Origin of the sequence: Bacteroides nordii (genome assembly GCF_019930665.1) — a bacterium.
GTDB classification, from domain to species: Bacteria; Bacteroidota; Bacteroidia; order Bacteroidales; family Bacteroidaceae; genus Bacteroides; species Bacteroides nordii.
Genome location: NZ_CP082886.1, coordinates 3,718,684 through 3,735,121 on the forward strand (window position 1 = coordinate 3,718,684; position 16,438 = coordinate 3,735,121).

At 40.4% G+C, this 16,438-nt stretch carries 12 protein-coding genes; 1 reads left to right on the top strand and 11 read right to left on the bottom strand.

Going from position 1 to position 16,438, the window contains the following annotated elements; genetic code table 11:
* Positions 1–121: 121 nt before the first annotated feature.
* The 5 genes from porV to K8P02_RS14785 form a co-directional block, all read right to left on the bottom strand.
* Entirely contained in the window at positions 122–1,318 is a 1,197-nt protein-coding gene (gene porV, locus K8P02_RS14765; RefSeq protein WP_007487239.1) for a type IX secretion system outer membrane channel protein PorV, read from the bottom strand.
* A gap of 45 nt (positions 1,319–1,363) precedes the next feature.
* Entirely contained in the window at positions 1,364–5,110 is a 3,747-nt protein-coding gene (gene porU, locus K8P02_RS14770; RefSeq protein WP_007487238.1) for a type IX secretion system sortase PorU, read from the bottom strand.
* 84 nt (positions 5,111–5,194) lie between these two features.
* Positions 5,195–5,809, bottom strand: a complete 615-nt coding sequence (locus K8P02_RS14775; protein WP_002562276.1) for a fumarylacetoacetate hydrolase family protein — start codon at positions 5,807–5,809, stop codon at positions 5,195–5,197.
* On the bottom strand, positions 5,809–6,471 hold the full coding sequence (locus tag K8P02_RS14780) for a redox-sensing transcriptional repressor Rex (protein WP_025867468.1): 663 nt from the start codon (positions 6,469–6,471) through the stop codon (positions 5,809–5,811). The genes K8P02_RS14775 and K8P02_RS14780 overlap by 1 nt, the downstream gene beginning before the upstream one ends.
* A gap of 101 nt (positions 6,472–6,572) precedes the next feature.
* Positions 6,573–9,185: a DUF5686 and carboxypeptidase regulatory-like domain-containing protein gene (locus tag K8P02_RS14785; protein ID WP_007487236.1), complete on the bottom strand. Its 2,613-nt coding sequence runs from the start codon at positions 9,183–9,185 to the stop codon at positions 6,573–6,575.
* A gap of 325 nt (positions 9,186–9,510) precedes the next feature.
* On the opposite strand from K8P02_RS14785, the gene K8P02_RS14790 reads away from it, so the two are divergent.
* Entirely contained in the window at positions 9,511–9,858 is a 348-nt protein-coding gene (locus K8P02_RS14790) for a translation initiation factor (RefSeq protein ID WP_002562279.1), read from the top strand.
* Between the two features lie 116 nt (positions 9,859–9,974).
* On the opposite strand, the gene tsf is transcribed toward K8P02_RS14790, so the two are convergent.
* From tsf to K8P02_RS14820, 6 genes are all read right to left on the bottom strand, one after another.
* Entirely contained in the window at positions 9,975–10,799 is an 825-nt protein-coding gene (tsf, locus tag K8P02_RS14795; protein WP_002562280.1) for a translation elongation factor Ts, read from the bottom strand.
* 142 nt (positions 10,800–10,941) lie between these two features.
* Positions 10,942–11,778, bottom strand: coding sequence for a 30S ribosomal protein S2 (gene rpsB, locus K8P02_RS14800; protein ID WP_002562281.1), 837 nt, complete (start codon positions 11,776–11,778; stop codon positions 10,942–10,944).
* Between the two features lie 117 nt (positions 11,779–11,895).
* A complete protein-coding gene (rpsI, locus tag K8P02_RS14805; RefSeq protein WP_002562282.1) occupies positions 11,896–12,282 on the bottom strand; it encodes a 30S ribosomal protein S9 in 387 nt (128 codons plus the stop codon).
* Between the two features lie 6 nt (positions 12,283–12,288).
* Positions 12,289–12,750 carry a 50S ribosomal protein L13 gene (gene rplM / locus K8P02_RS14810; protein WP_025867467.1) on the bottom strand — a complete coding sequence of 154 codons (462 nt, stop codon included), beginning with the start codon at positions 12,748–12,750 and terminating at the stop codon, positions 12,289–12,291.
* A 376-nt stretch (positions 12,751–13,126) separates the two neighbouring features.
* Complete coding sequence (locus K8P02_RS14815; RefSeq protein WP_025867466.1) at positions 13,127–15,754, bottom strand: DUF4962 domain-containing protein; 2,628 nt, start codon at positions 15,752–15,754, stop codon at positions 13,127–13,129.
* Positions 15,755–15,936: 182 nt separating this feature from the next.
* On the bottom strand, positions 15,937–16,428 hold the full coding sequence (locus K8P02_RS14820) for a DUF4488 domain-containing protein (protein ID WP_002562285.1): 492 nt from the start codon (positions 16,426–16,428) through the stop codon (positions 15,937–15,939).
* Positions 16,429–16,438 lie beyond the last annotated feature (10 nt).

Here is a 16,438-nt window from a genome sequence, read left to right on the forward strand (position 1 = left end):
AGTTGGATGGCTTTTTTAGGATTATTCACGTAGCAGAAGTAAGAAAAGCTACTAAAAAAGAAGAGGACGTGTCAGTAAAATCTTTGACACATCCTCTTGTTCTATTTGTATTATTCCGAAGTTATCTCCGACGACCAAATAAATCTCTGATACCGTCAAGATCAAAACCTAATGTGAAACGCAGTGTCTGGTCAAGCGGATTGCTTTGCGCAGTAGACACCAGGTAAGCAGCATCAAGAGAGAATACACTCATCTTAAATCCGGCACCAAAAGAGAAGTACTTACGATTACCCTTGTTCTCATGTTCATAGTGATAACCACCACGAACGGAGAATTGATTATGATAAGTATATTCTACTCCTAAAGACCATTGAATCTCTTGCAGCTCTTCCTTGAAACCACCGGGAGCATCACTGAAGGATTTAAAAATACCTTTGATTGGAGAGATATCATTATAACCCTCCGAATCCAACCAGTTTCTATATCCATCCGTGTCCCCTTCTTCAGCACCGGTTGCCGCCCGATATTGTTCTTCTGTAGGACGCGTAGGAACCATCAGCTTGTTTATATCAAGACTGAAAGCTATTGTATTAAAATCGTCTATCGGAGCCAACAACGAACCACCTAAACGAAAATTAGTAGGCAGGAATTGGCTGGAATTTCCTCCATCATAAGAGATTTTCGTACCAATATTAGAAAGGTTTAACCCGAAAGACAACATACACTCACGCTGTGCAAGCATGATATAATTTGTATAATAGAAAGCAATATCAGCTGCAAATGCAGAACCGGGAGAAACCTCTTCATCCTGTTTATAAGCCAAATCAGAGTAGATGTAACGCAAAGCAACAGCAGCAGAAAAACGCTCGGATAGCATACGCGAATAAGCCACATCTACTGCCATTTCATAAGGACTGATATTATAGGTCGGACCTGTTGTAGCATCTCCTCCCATAGGCACTTCACCCAAAGAGAAATAGCGTAACGAACCACTGATAGCCTGGTAATCACCGATACGATAATATCCGGCCAGATAAGCCAAGTCAATATCATTAACCAGTTTACGCAACCAGGGAGTATAGGAGATAGATACACCTGCGCGTCCAATCGTAAACGGATACTTCGCCGGATTCCAGTATTGTGAGTTGTTATCCGGGTCGGTAGCAGCACCTACATCTCCCATACCACCACCACGTGAGTCGGGAGCAATGTTAAGTGAATTGACACCTGTATTGATAGGATTGAACAGATCTTTCTGTGCCCATGAGCTGACAGAGAAAGCAAAAAACAATAGAAATGATATAAATATTTTCTTCATAACCAATCTTATGGATGTGTACATATAAACCGGATTTTCACTGATTTATTGTGCCAGAATGACTATTTTCTCGGTTTTCGTACTCTCCTTGCTATCACCGGAAGTAATAGAAGCACGGTAAAGATAAATACCCGGTGACAGACGCTGACCGGCGTTACTACATAGATCCCAGTCTACATAATAATAACCACCGGAAGATATTCCCTGTTCATTGTGTACCCATAACTCCCGACCTGCAAAGTCACATACAGCTATACGTACATTCAGCTCTGAACCAGGGCGGTCATGCGAAAGAATAAATGTAGTACTTTCACGAGCCGGACTCTTGCTGCAAGTTATAGAGAACAATCCGGGGCGCAATCCTTTCGCAACTTCAAATTCCAAAGATTTCACAGAAGAATTATTCATAATATCCCAGGCACGGAAAGTAAGAGTATGCTTACCCTCTGAAAGGGCCGGAATTGAAAATGCAACTGTACCCTTGGTATAACTACCTGCAACCGGAGTATAATAATCATTCAAAGAATAAGTAAGTTTACCATCAATACAAAGAGAAAGATCATGTCCAATACCGTTTCCTACAGTATTGATTCCATCTTCATCCTCCAATTCCGCTACAAAATAAGGTGTTTCATTCACCAAGCCTCCCCATGGAAAATCAGGAGTATTCAGATATACCATTATATCAGGCCCTTCACCGGAGGTAGGAATATCATCGGCTGTTCCTCCTACGAGAAAACGATCAAAAACACCACCGGCCTCTCGCTTATCGGCATCACAAGCATAGAGATTCAACAACCCCTGCTCATTGGAATAATTAATATCTAACGGCACAGGGAAAGTCAGTTCAAAGCGGCCATTACGTACAGAATCCATTCCGGAAAAAAGAATCTTGTTATGATCAGTATAAGTCACAGCTCCCTTGTCTAACGTATTAAGGGTACTAATAGTCTCCTTGCTATCATAAACCAAGGGATGAACCGTTCCTGTAAAATCATCAGCAGGCTTACCATTGGGAGTAAGAATATGTCCTTTTACCGTCACTTTAGCACCAGCTCTCATAAAAGGCAATTCATCAGACGGAGGACCATCGAACTCATCCACTACCACTTTATAATCAGGATAAGTAGGCATTATGGCAGGATCCCCCATCAAATTAAAATTCAATCTATTTCCTCCATCACCACTAACTGTCAATTTAGCTAATCGAAGCACATCTCCCAACCGTAACCGTTTGCCATCCTGCAAATTAAATAACTTATCCACAAAGTTATTATTCAAAGTCTTGTTTGGACCATCATATACCACCCGTGCGGCTGCAACCATCGCAATAGCCCCCCCCTTTGCATTCAGCAATGCTAACTCACCAGCCGAAGTAGCCTCTGCATCAAAACGAGAAAACTCACATGATGCGGTAAACCATATAGATAAACGAGGAGATGACAGATTTACAACATCAGCAGAAGTCAATAAATTTTCTGATGACCAGGAAGTTGTACCACTATGCCCTGTATAATTAACGAGCATCAAACCCTGATCTAATAATTGCAATAATCGTTTATTTGCCTGAGGATAACTATAACCTGTAGCCGAAGATTCTCTCTTATAAGCATCTGCAAGGATACGTTCTCCGCGCATACCAGAAAGGGTATTATTTACTCTATCGGCAAGATCACTGGCCTGTTCCATAAAGCCTATATCATCATCATTCCCTGCCGCATCATCTCCAACAAAGCAAGTCATCCGCTTCCAAGGACCTGCATTCTTATTATATATATAATCAATTGTCTTATCAACCACAGCTTTGGCTTCATCAACCACACGAACAGGAAAACGACCTACACCAATATCAGGAATACCACTGGTCAGCGAACTCACTTCACCTTTTACAAAACCAAAATAATCGTCAGTCATATAAGACTGTGTCTCATCCACCGAGTTTGGAAACTGGAAAGAAAGCAGGAAATCAGAAGGTTTATAATTCCTCCAACTTGCTGTAATCATGCGATTATCATAACTACAATCTCCAAAAAGTAATAGATACTTAATTCGATCTTCGGCAGAAGTCGCTTTATCATACAGCATCTTCATAAAACGACGATAAGCCGTAGCATCCGGAGTTCCGGATGAAAATTCATTGTATACCTGTGAAGCTTTCACTACCTCTACAGTAAGCCCATCCTTGTCACGATGTGCCTCTGCCAAACGTTCGGCTTGCTGAACAAAAGCAGTTCTGTCCGGCACAATAATCACCATGTCAATACCCTTCAATGCATGAAGGTTCTGATTAGAAACATCTCCCATACTCTCTACTCCACCAAAAGAAGCCGAAGTATTAACTGCCACAAATTCACGCAGGATATTACTAGCTGGAATAGTAAAGGTATAAGTGTCTCCACTCAAAGTTCCTTTGATCTGTTTATATTCTGAAGGCGAAGTAACATCCCATACAACAGTAGAAGAATTTGCACCGGAAATAACAAATGTACTTGCTTGTCCCTGAGATTGTAAAGCACGAAACGCAAGAGCCCCTCCATTCATCTGTAGCCGTTGTTTATAATTCAAGATAATATAATTCAATCGTCCTGAAATACCGGAAGCACGATTATGAGTAAGCTTTACAGTAACAGATTCCGACTTATCACCTGTCCAGAGTTGATCTAATGTACCTTCACCCGCCTTTATATAATGAGCATTAACGCTATTCGAATTAATTCCAGGAATAACTTGTGTACCAATATTTTGTCCATCAATAGCAACTGTCATTGTAGTGTTACCGGAAGAGCCTGCCCCCAAAGACTTTGCCGTAAAAACAACCCGGATACGGCCACTTTCATCGGTGATATTGGGAAGAGTAAAAGAATAACTTTGTGAATTACCTACCACATAGTCATAAGAATCATATAACTCCCGCCCCGAAGCCGCCCATGAATAGGCATCTGTCTCATGTAAAGCATATGCATTGAAAGTCTCAATAATATTGGAACTACTACCAGTACCATCTTCCACAGGAAACTCGGCCGGTTTTTCATCACTCTCTGTTAGGAAGTAATAAGCATCATCCGAATAGAAATTCTTTATACGGACAAAAGTATCACCAGTTTTCTTCCAATGAAGGGTACCACGGGCATAAAACAAGACTCCATCGCCTCCACGATATAAAGGCACCTCGGGAAGATCATCAGCGGGGTGTTCTGAGAATTTCTCCGAAAGCAGATACCCCCCATAACCATAGATCCGCACCTTATCCGGATTAGAGAATCCCATTTTCCTTAATTCAGCCTGCGTAATACGATAAACTCCGGTATCTGAAACACGTATTTTCACAAATCGTCCGGAAGAAAGAACAGAATTTTCAGTAGTTGCTAATGTGGCTGCTCTTGTTGCTGCAAGGGTAGTGGCAGAAATCGGTGTACTAATAACAGAAAGCTTAAAAGAATTAATGCGTTGATAAATCCCCTTGCGGTAAACTACCGGAACGAACCGTACGTTCAAAGAAGCCTTATCAGCAGATGTGGCAACAGAAACCTCAGCCTGAGGATAATCGGGTAAAGTTACCCCTTTCGCTATTAGTTCAACGACAGCTTCGGGAGTCAGATCTACAAACTCCGGAAACTCAATCTTTACATCATAGTTATTTAAATAGAAATCGTCAGACAAAGGAATGCTTTCAGAAATTTCCGGAAGAGTTTGGACAGCAGGTAACTTCTGCCAATCCAGCGTAATAAAACGATCCTGAGCTGAAACCGGAAATACGATAAACAATATAAGAATGTAAAGTACCCTGTACATAATAAGCATAGATTAATTTGCTAATGTGCCGGTTACCATGCAAATGTTATCACGCAGCCAACATTCTATTGGCAAACAGGCATATTACCTTATATAAAAATCGAGTAGCTTATCTCCTTCAAGGTATCCTTGCAGGTGCTGACCTACACTAACAGGGCCTACTCCTGCGGGAGTACCCGTAAATAACAGGTCGCCAATTTTCAATGTCACAAAACGGCTCACATACGCAATAATATCATCCACATGAAATAACATGTCTGCTGTACATCCGCTCTGAACCTCTTGTCCGTCAATTGTCAGGTTAAAATGTAACTGCTGAATATCAGCAAAGCGTTCAACCGGGACAAATGTACCAATAGCTGCCGAGCTATCGAATCCCTTACAGAGTTCCCAAGGTCCGCCGAATTCACGAAAACGACGTTGCAGATCACGAGCAGTAAAATCAATTCCAACGGTCACTGCATCATAGTAACGATGCGCAAAACGTGGGGCGATATTCTTACCTAAGCGGTTAATGCGTACTACCAATTCTGTTTCATAATGCACCTCGTCCGAAAAGTCGGGGATAAAGAATGGCTTACCGTCTTTCAGTATCGCCGAATCGGGCTTCATGAAGATAACCGGCTCTTGATTTATTAACGTATGTCCCAGCTCTTTATTGTGCTGAGTATAGTTCATTCCTACAGCGATAATCTTCATTATTTGATTTCGTTAAAATTCAATCGGTTAAACATAACAGCCAAATGGGCATAAAGGGAAGTATTCTGTACTACGATATTTTCAGGAACACGGATACGGAACGGTGTAAAGTTCCAAACAGCTTTAATGCCTCCCGCTACCATTACATCAGTAATACATTGCGCTATCTCAATAGGAACAGTAAGCACACCAATATGTACGTCATATTCCTGCATCTTCTTTGCAAATTCATCCGAATGAAAAATAGGAATACCATTCAGACTGGTACCTACCAAAGCAGGATTCACATCGAAAGCAGCCACTATTTCCAGACCAAAGTGTTTCAAGCCTGAGTCCTGCAACAATGCTCCACCCAAACTACCAACACCAAAAAGAAAAGCTTTATGAATATCTGTAAAGCCAAGAAAGTGTTCCAGAACAGCAATTAAGGTATCTACTTCATAGCCCACACGCGTACGCCCGGAAATATTAACGTAAGACAAGTCTTTCGCGATCTGTGAAGCATCTACATTGATTTCCTTGGATATCTGTGTAGAAGAGACGTAGCGCTCCCCTCTTTGCTTCAGCAATTTAACATTAGACAAGTACCACGGTAATCTGCGCAAAGTAGGTTCCGGTACCCTCATATTATCTTTATGCTGTATCTGACGATCCATTGTCACTTCTTTCATGCTTTAAGATTAGAGATTGGCAAATTTACATTATTTTTTCTGAAATACAACAGAGATGTCACAGAAGCTTAACATTATTTCTACATAGCAACTTAATACTCCCTGAACATTGACAAAGGAATACTTACAGATACTCCAACCGAATGAAATTTCAGGCAATCAAAACCTACAAAAACTCCCGCCCGTAGTATTTCAGAAACTCCCACAGAATAGCCTATTTCCGTATAAGGTTTCCGGCCATATACAACTACCGAACGGAGATGTAACGCTTCATCAAACCTCTTTTTTCTCAGAAAAGGAAGTTGCTTCAATAACAGATAAGGAGTATACCAGGAAAGATTGGCTTGTGCCCAACGGGTGTTATTGGAATAAGCATAATTATCAAGCAAAGCGAAACCCGTATCAAACGTTCGTTCCGTAAACGGCAGACTTGTTGTTGCAAAATGTTTAAAATCGGGAAATTGCATCTTGTCAATATCCCAAAAAGCACCTGCATTCACATACCAATTAAAACGATTAAACATGCCGAATCCAACCATTTGCCGAGCTGAAAACTCAGTCAGATGATAAGAAGGGGATAGCTTCGCTCCATCCAAAGGAAATGCACGATCATAACGGAGTGTAAAGGTGGGAAAGAGTGATTCTTCATAAACCTTTCTCCCACGTATCATTCGGTAATAATGCGCCGGTGTATATTCCAACGCAAACGAAGCTTTTAATAATTCATTCTCTGGCATCAGTACAAAAGAACTGTTGGCGGGAATGTTAGGTTCTGCTTTTCGCTTAAACCAACTCCTCGATATATGATTCTCCAGCATTTTACGCTGCTGCCAGGTAAGTGAGGCAGAAAAAAGCAATCCATTGGTCAACTCTATCTCATGCCCAATAAGCAAGAAACGTTTATCATACAACTTCACATCATTACGCCCAAAGAAAGAGGAAGCAATAGAATTTATAAATCTGGATTCTCCGTTTTCTCCATTATAATCGGCAGAAAGCACACCACCCGACAACAAAAGTTGTCCATTACGCCGCGGAGCATAATTCAATGTTACTTTCCCTTCTCCTACCAGCGATTTACGGGCAGTAGTATAATAGATAGATGGAGATAGCCGAAGAGTTGTAGTCTCCGATAATTTAATTCCCCCTTCCAAGCGCGCTCCTAACCAGAATCCATCCACAAAATTATATTCAGGAATATATGAAGGTAGTCCGTACAAACTTAACCAGGCCTTCTTGTTCTTAGTCCGGTATGTATCTCCTACAAAGAAAGCCTGCAAGACCTTTCTTGCGACAGGATGTCTTTTTATACTGTCTTTCCGAAGTGAATCTTTCGGAGCCATTAATTTCTCTTTATTAATATAGCTCTGTACCTCTTCCGGCTTTAAAGGGACACTACGAATTGCTGCCCAGTAGAGAGAATCTTTTTTATCTGCCAATGAGTCAGTTGCTACATTCCAACGTTCGGCAAGTGATCTCCGCTCATACTTATGCTCAGATTTTAGCGTATCGGACGCTGTTATTGATTTCTCCATCAGCTTGGATAACTTATAAGCCTCATTCATTGTCAAATCTTCTTTTGCAGAGAGTTCTTTTATCTGCTTCTGTACCTTTTCCTGTTTCTTCGTGATTTTTGCATGAATTACCGTAGCCTTAGATGCCTTTTGTTCCTGCATCCTAAATCCACCAACCGTTTCTACGCATTCATAATGTACCGAAGCTAAATAAGATGCCTCCGCTTTGAACCCCATCATATCGATAGTGCATTCCATACTGGTAGAAGTAGCCCAAAAAGCCGAGGGCTGCACTTCTTTGCAAGTCACTTTTACCATGGCTTTTAATCCGCCCATACGAACCGAAAGACTGGTTGCAGAAACGCACCAAAGATCTTCAACAATATACAGATCACCCGCCACCAATTGCGGATTATCTTTTTTAGGAATCACCTTAATTTTATTTATCATATGCCCACCTTCGGCATAGAAGCCTTCCATCTTAAAACGATAATAAGAAAAAGCACCTTTACTCAATGGAGATATCTTATCAAAAATGGTAGGATTATAGAGATTGACAGTTGCCAGTCCCATGTTTATCTGAATCTCTTCCGGAAAAGTATTACTGTAAGCTTTTACCGTATCTTTCCAGATATTGGGAGCTTTGAATGTAACCTTCCGCTGTTCTTCCAGCAAGAACAGTTTCCCTAACATTTTTTTCGATTCCGTTCTTACCTCTTTGGACAGTTTTAACACTGCAGGAATACTTTTCACTTTCCCCGTACCCTTCAAATAGGTTTCAGCAGTAAAACCAGTTACCTGAGTCCGATAATAAGGTGCATTGGCTATCGCTCTTCGCATAACGGCATACGCAGGGTCTTCCGCTCCTTTTACCACACTTACTTCATTCAGAGAATAGATACGTTCAGCAAGTACAACATTCTTTTCTAATCCTCCGGCAGGCATCTGTATAGAAAGACTCTGTCCTGTGTATCCCAGTGAAGAAATCTCACAAGTATAATGTCCTGGTTTAAGCTCTGTTTGAAAGCACCCATTATCATCAGTAGTAAATCCCCATCTCAATTCCTTCAAATAAAGGGATGCATAAGGTACCGGTTCTCCTTTCTCATTTACAATTTTCCCTTTAAACACTTGTGCTATAGAAGATAAAGTCAAGAAACTGAATATTATAAACCATAAATATCTTTTCATTCCAGTTTTTTCTAAGTAATCATTCTAAATTATATGATACTATTATTGAAACGCAGATTTACGCAAAGAATATCATCGCTCAAGTATAGCGCAACCATTTAATCTGCGATCATTTGCGTTTCAATAAAAAGCTGTCATAGTTACTATTTATCATAATATATGTATTAGACGACAAAAAGCACAAAAGATTGCAAGGGTCAATACAAAATATTACTTTTGCCCAAAAGCGAAGATAAGCTGCACACCGACATAAAAAATGAATGAGTTCATTTTATTCTACTCTCGGTTTGCATTATCTTTGAACCTATATAAAAGAATGAATGATATGAAGAATAATGACTGGAAAGAACGATTGAATGTGGTTTATTCCACAAACCCGGATTTCAATTATGAAATGGATGACGATGAGGAACAGGTAACACTTGCCCCCGCCCAACAAAACTTACGTGTACAACTGGATCGTAAAAACCGGGGCGGAAAGGTAGTAACACTCATCACCGGTTTTGTCGGTACCGACAATGATCTGAAAGAATTGGGAAAGCAACTAAAAACCAAATGCGGCGTAGGAGGAGCAGCAAAAGATGGAGAAATCATGATACAAGGCGATTTCAAACAAAAAATACTTGAACTCCTAAAAAAAGAAGGTTATACAAGAACCAAACCCATAGGTTAGTGGTGCTTCCCGCACGGGGAGGTGCGACAGGCGATGAATAATATATTATAAAAAAAAGAAAACGGCCGCTATAGAACTATTTCCGAGCGGCCGTTTTTATATTTTTTACTACTGAATTATTCAGCTCTTAAAGTAAAGCGTTTGAATGCAGTAACAGTCAGATCTTTATCTACTGACTTCAGATATTCAGCAACAGTCATTTTACCATCCTGAATGTATTCTTGCTTCAACAAGCAAACCTCTTTATAGAACTTACCGATACGACCCATAGCGATCTTTTCAATCATGTTCTCAGGTTTACCTTCCTGACGAGCTTTGTCAGCTGCAATTTCTTTTTCTTTTTCCAATACATCAGCAGGTACACCAGCTTCGTCCACTGCAATCGGGTTCATAGCAGCAACCTGCATAGCAACCTCATGGCCAACTTTCGGATCTACTTCTTTGCTCAAAGCAACCATTGTACAAAGGAAGTTCTTACCCTGATGATTGTAAGTAGCAATAGCAGGACCTTCCAAAGTCATGTAACCATCCAGTTCCATTTTTTCTCCGGTGATACCACTTCTGTCTGTTACAGCCTGAGCAATAGTAACGTCACCCATTGGCAAAGCCTGTACTTCTTCCAGAGTCTTGCACTTGTTAGCTACAGCAGCATCCAGAATATTCTGAGTCAATTTGATGAAATCTTCATTTTTAGCAACGAAGTCAGTTTCGCATTTCAAAGCAATGATAGCGCCAAAGCCATCAGCAACTTTCACGAGTACACAACCTTCTGAAGCTTCACGGTCAGAACGTTTTGCAGCAACTGCCTGTCCTTTTTCACGGATAATTTTCATAGCGCCATCAAAGTCACCATTAGCTTCTGTCAACGCATTTTTGCAATCCATCATACCAGCTCCGGTCATTTTGCGCAGCTTGGTTATATCAGCCATTGTTACAGCCATAATATTTTCCTATTTTAAGTTCGTTTATAAAAAAAGTAGTCAAGTATTAAGTAGTTAAGTAGTCAAGTAGAATGTTGGCTACATAAAGTAGAAGTACTGCTACTTACTACTTAACTACTTACTACTGACTACTTACAATATATTAAGCCTCTTCGTCTTCCTTAATGAAGGCAGCAGCTTTAGCTGCATTGATTGCTTCTTCGTCGGACTTATCGAGTCTGGCCTTAGTTGATTTTTTCTTACCTTTATTAGCAGGAGCTTCACCAGCTGCTTCCATATCAATCTTCTCAGCTTTTCTTTCTTCCAAACCTTCCTGCATAGCAGCGCAGCAAGCTTCAAGAATTACTTCGATTGATTTAGTAGCGTCATCATTTGCCGGAATTACGAAATCTACGTTTGAAGGATCTGAATTAGTATCAACGATACCAAATACAGGAATTCCCAAACGGTTAGCTTCGCGAACAGCGATGTTTTCTTTCATTACGTCGATAACGAACAAAGCAGACGGCAAACGAGTCAGGTCAGCGATAGAACCCAATGTCTTGTCCAGCTTAGCACGCTGACGAGAGATCTGAAGAATTTCTCTTTTAGAAAGATTAGAGTAAGTACCATCGTTAGTCAACTTATCGATAGTAGCCATCTTTTTCACAGCCTTACGGATAGTAGGGAAGTTAGTCAACATACCACCCGGCCAACGTTCGATAACATAAGGCATATTTACAGATGCAGCTTTATCAGCTACAACTTGTTTAGCTTGTTTTTTAGTAGCAACAAAAAGGACTTTCTTGCCTGATTTTGCAATTTGTTTCAAAGCTTCAGCAGCTTCATCTACTTTTGCAACAGTTTTGTGGAGGTCAATGATGTGAATACCATTGCGTTCCATGAAAATATAAGGAGCCATTGCAGGGTTCCACTTTCTTTTAAGGTGTCCGAAGTGGCAACCGGCTTCCAGTAATGTATCAAAATTTGTTCTTGACATCTTGTTTTTTCTTTAAATCGTTTACTTTCTTTTTTGTTTTTCTAAACCAACCGCCGGGTAGCCTGATAAAAGAGTCCCGGTAGTTTAGATACTAAACATATTCCGTCAGGCAGCACATTAACGCTTACTGAACTGGAATCTTCTACGAGCTTTTGGCTGACCCGGTTTCTTACGTTCAACAGAACGGGGATCACGTGTCATGAATCCTTCAGCACGAAGAGCAGCTTTATCTTCAGCATTCATCTTAACCAGTGCACGGGCAATAGCTAAACGCAGTGCCTGAGACTGACCAGTGAAACCACCACCACACAAGTTTACTTTGATGTCATACTTCTCAGCAACACCTAACTTGTTCAACGGTTGTTTTACTACATACTGAAGAATAGTTGATGGAAAGTACTCTGCAAGGTCTCTCTTGTTAATAGTAATCTTTCCTGTACCTTCGCTTACGAATACACGTGCAATAGCACGTTTACGTCTGCCTAATGCATTTACTACTTCCATTATATCTTATTTAAGTAAGTTTATATCAATTGATTTCGGGTTCTGTGCATCGTGTTTGTGTTCGCTACCAGCGTATACATACATATTGCTCAGCAATTTAGCTCCCAGTCTATTTTTAGGAAGCATACCCTTTACTACCTTTCTCAGTAATCTGTCTTCGCCGTTAGGTTTAGCGATCAAACGGGCAGGAGTCATTTCTCTCTGACCACCAGGATAACCTGTATATGACAAATAAACTCTGTCATTCCATTTGTTACCAGTTAATTTAACTTTGTCTGCATTAATGATAATAACGTTATCACCGCAGTCTACATGAGGAGTAAAGTTTGGTTTATACTTTCCTCTCAACAGTTTCGCAACTTTTGCGCCCAGACGACCTAAAGTTTGGTCTGTAGCATCAACAATAACCCATTCTTTGGTTACAGTTGCCTTGTTTGCAGAAATGGTCTTGTAACTTAAAGTATCCACTCTTAATTTGTTTTTTAAATGTTACTACTAAAAATTTGCTCACCACTTATTAATCTTCCCCGGACAAAGGAAGATTAACTTGCTATGAATTAATCTCTTATCCTTTTGTGATAATAATCGGCTTGCAAAAGTACGGCTTTTCTTTGAATTGGCAAAGTATTTCTATCTTTTTTTGGATTTATCAGATTGAAAGACAAGGGTAAGAAAAACATAATCCCCATCCGGAAATATCCCCCATTCAGACCTCTCCAATCCATGTTACCTATATTCGAAGTTCTTTTTACATGGATTCTCCCTTACCCCCTGTCACTCTTATGAACAAAATCTTGTAGAGTTGTGTAAGGGATAGTTAAAAAGGGACACTGTATCAGTATATTTAAATTTCCAGCTCCGGAACCTGATCTTTCAAAATCACAGTTCGCCCCTCTTCTGTTATCTTTGTACTTCCATCATATTCCAGAACTATGTTTTCCGCTTTATTCTCTATTGTGAAAGTAGCTTTTCCTTTAGGAGATATATTCATCTTTATTATCCATCCACCGGCTTTTAAGGTATCTTTCGATATTTTTTCAGGAACAACACCGGCACTCCCCTGCCCATGCGTACTCACAACAGTAGCAAAGCGGTATACCGGACTATGCGGAGATGTCGCGGTGAAATGCCAGTGATTTTTGTAGGGAGCAAAATATCCTTTGTCATCTGCACGTAACCAATTGACAGCCGGGTAGAAAAACTGATCTGTCTGCTTTGTTTCCAGTTTATCATTTGCAAAAAGATAAGCATCCGACACCCCTCCTGCATTCGTTGCAGTAATGTGCGTCACCCCCTTATCATTTTTTATAATCATCGGATGTTCTATTGTGTGCAAAAGATAACTCCAGGTGACAGCTGTGTCGGCCTCCAATTCATCATAAATGAAAATAAGTCCCGCATTTCCCAATTCAACAATATGTCGCCGAAAAGTTTTCAACCGATTCTTATCCCAACCATTAGCAGGTGAATACTCAAGACCAGAGTCCCGCCCTCGAGCCAGCCAAAGAGGAGAAATCACCTCACCATAAGCATTGGAAGCGTCTCCTACAAAATAAGATATTCGTTTACCAGTGTAGTATCTTGGTATCCATCCATATCCTTCGGTACCTATTCTCTGCCCCATGCCATTGACAAGAATACTATTATGCGCCCGTGTACTTCTATGACAATATACACTATGCTCATCCGTGAAACTTATATGATGTCCGCTACTGTAAAAGAGAGGTTTCCCGTCAAAGAATGTATTGAAAGCATTTTGATTGGCAATAGCATGCGAGGTCGACCCATACGGACTACTACGAAAAGTAAGCATTGCATTCCGGCTGAAATTCTCCCAATCAGACATCAGTGTCGCTACCCCCGTTTGTGGGAACACATAAGCAAGAGGAAGATCTTTCATTTTCCTACCTTCCGGCAAAGGGGTATGATTCTGAAGACGAAACCAGGAAAGATCTCCCGTCTTAGCCATAAAAGCTTTGCGCAACAAATCCGGTTCCTTTTGCAAAATACACCGTACATAATCGGCACTATAAGTATTATTTATTAACCGGGCCAATGCATCGGCATATCCCACACGAACCCCATTAGGTTGCAACACATTTTGATGAGAGCTTCCATTACCCGCTGATTTCGAGAAAGGCGGTTGTTGATAGATAACGTACATAGCCGAACCCTCATACCATGGATCAGAGAAAAAATCATACCCACTGATGCGACTATAAAAATAAGGCACCTCTATTAGTGTACGAATATTGACATGAAAATAAGAATCACCATTGTGCCATGCACCATCCTGGTTTAATCCGGGAAAACGAGCCACCCACAAATTATAACAATAATCAGCCCACACTTCGGCTTCCGGCAGATCACCATACACACTGAAAGTTGCCATCGTAAAGATACGAAAAGCCATTTGCCACACATGATTATCGGCAATATGGTTCTCCAGATGATTGTTAAAACGATTAAAAAACTTCGTTCCATTCTTTTGTACCTCTTTCAACAATAATCTTTTTTGCGAAGCATCCAACTTATCATAAAAAGCATCATAAGCCATAGAACAAAGAGAAAGCAATGCCGATTCATTAAAGTCACCTACAAAATTCGGACTCTCCTCCCACTTTATCATTTCGAGGATGCGCTTCATTGCTTCTTTATAATAACGATCGTCCTTAGTCAACAGATAAGCACGTACAAACACCTCAGCATTGACCTCTTCTTTATCTACAATACGCCGGCTTTCCCGGGTAAGAAGTGCATTACGTTTTACCTCATTATCCAAATCAGCCATTTTACTTGTATCCGTGTCATCAATATGTTTCATCGGAACTTTCAATGTCTTTTCTGCACGTGCAATATACCAGGCTCGCTCAGGAGCATCCTCGCTTTGAGAAATAAAGGTATCCCACTCGTCCGAAGCAACCAACACACGTGGATGCCTCGATGGTAGTTTACTTATAAACGTTTTGAATGAGGGAGGAGAAAAACGATCCTGATGCGGTTCTTGCGTAAATTTCAAAACCTCCGACCAGGAAGTGTTTCCTCCTTCCACATATCCGTATTGCCAGTACCAGACACCATCTACAAGAGGAATTTCGGGATTGTAAAAAGGCCATGAACAAACTGCTTCTATTACATTATCTTTAAAATTACGGTCTTGTGAAAGACGAACCCGGTACATTTGAGATGATTTACTTACTTTAGGTGTCTCCATACCATCGAGTCCACTCCCATGTATCTGATTATCTCCAGCCAAAGGCCACATCAAAGAAACAGCCCGCTCACCAACCACCGCATTATCCAGTGGAGAGGGAGTTTCCCGCATTTCATGCATCAACATAGCGTCTGACAAATGGATAGTCACCGGATGATCTTTTGAAGTCAGGTAGTGAATATAAGAACTTTGCTCCTGTCCTAAAAGACTTCCCGAAAAGAACAATGCCGTTAACAAAGAAAAGAAATGATGTTTCATATATAAAAATAATAGATGTATTCAGTTTTGCCGCCTGCCATCATAGCACGACAACAAAAGTAAGCAGTAATCGAATACTTGAATATTATTTTTATCCTAAGATATTTAGATTTTGTACAAATTCTTATCAAAATCAAAAAAACTGATCTCTTTTCTTCTTTCTATGTCATCCATTCATTTTCTTACCTTACGATATCTTCCGGAAATACAGCCGGCATCTCCACCCTCTTCCATGTTTCATGAAACCAGGAATTCAGTTCATTACCGTTCAGGTCTTTTGCTATAAAATACTTTAAATGGAGCAGATCATTGTCTTCTATCTCAAATTCGAGAATATTATCCTTATTATCAAGCATAGGAAGATGAATGTTTTTCTCTATACTTTCCTTATAAGAATGCTCCGTCACTTGCTTATAAGTACCATATCCGGTAATGATGGCATCCTGTCCGGGAATTATGGTAAAATTCACAATCCGTCCGTCATCGCTTAAAACCTTGAATGTATTACTGGGCTTTAACACTCCCGGAACATCCGGAAGCTCTGACACATAATGACACAGTTGCCAGATTCCTTTCAGATTAGCAGGTTGAAACTTCGCTTTTTTCTGAGCCATAACACCTGTTACCATCAACAGCATCGCCATCAATATGGTAAAGAAATAGAGTTTTTTCATCGCCGTATTA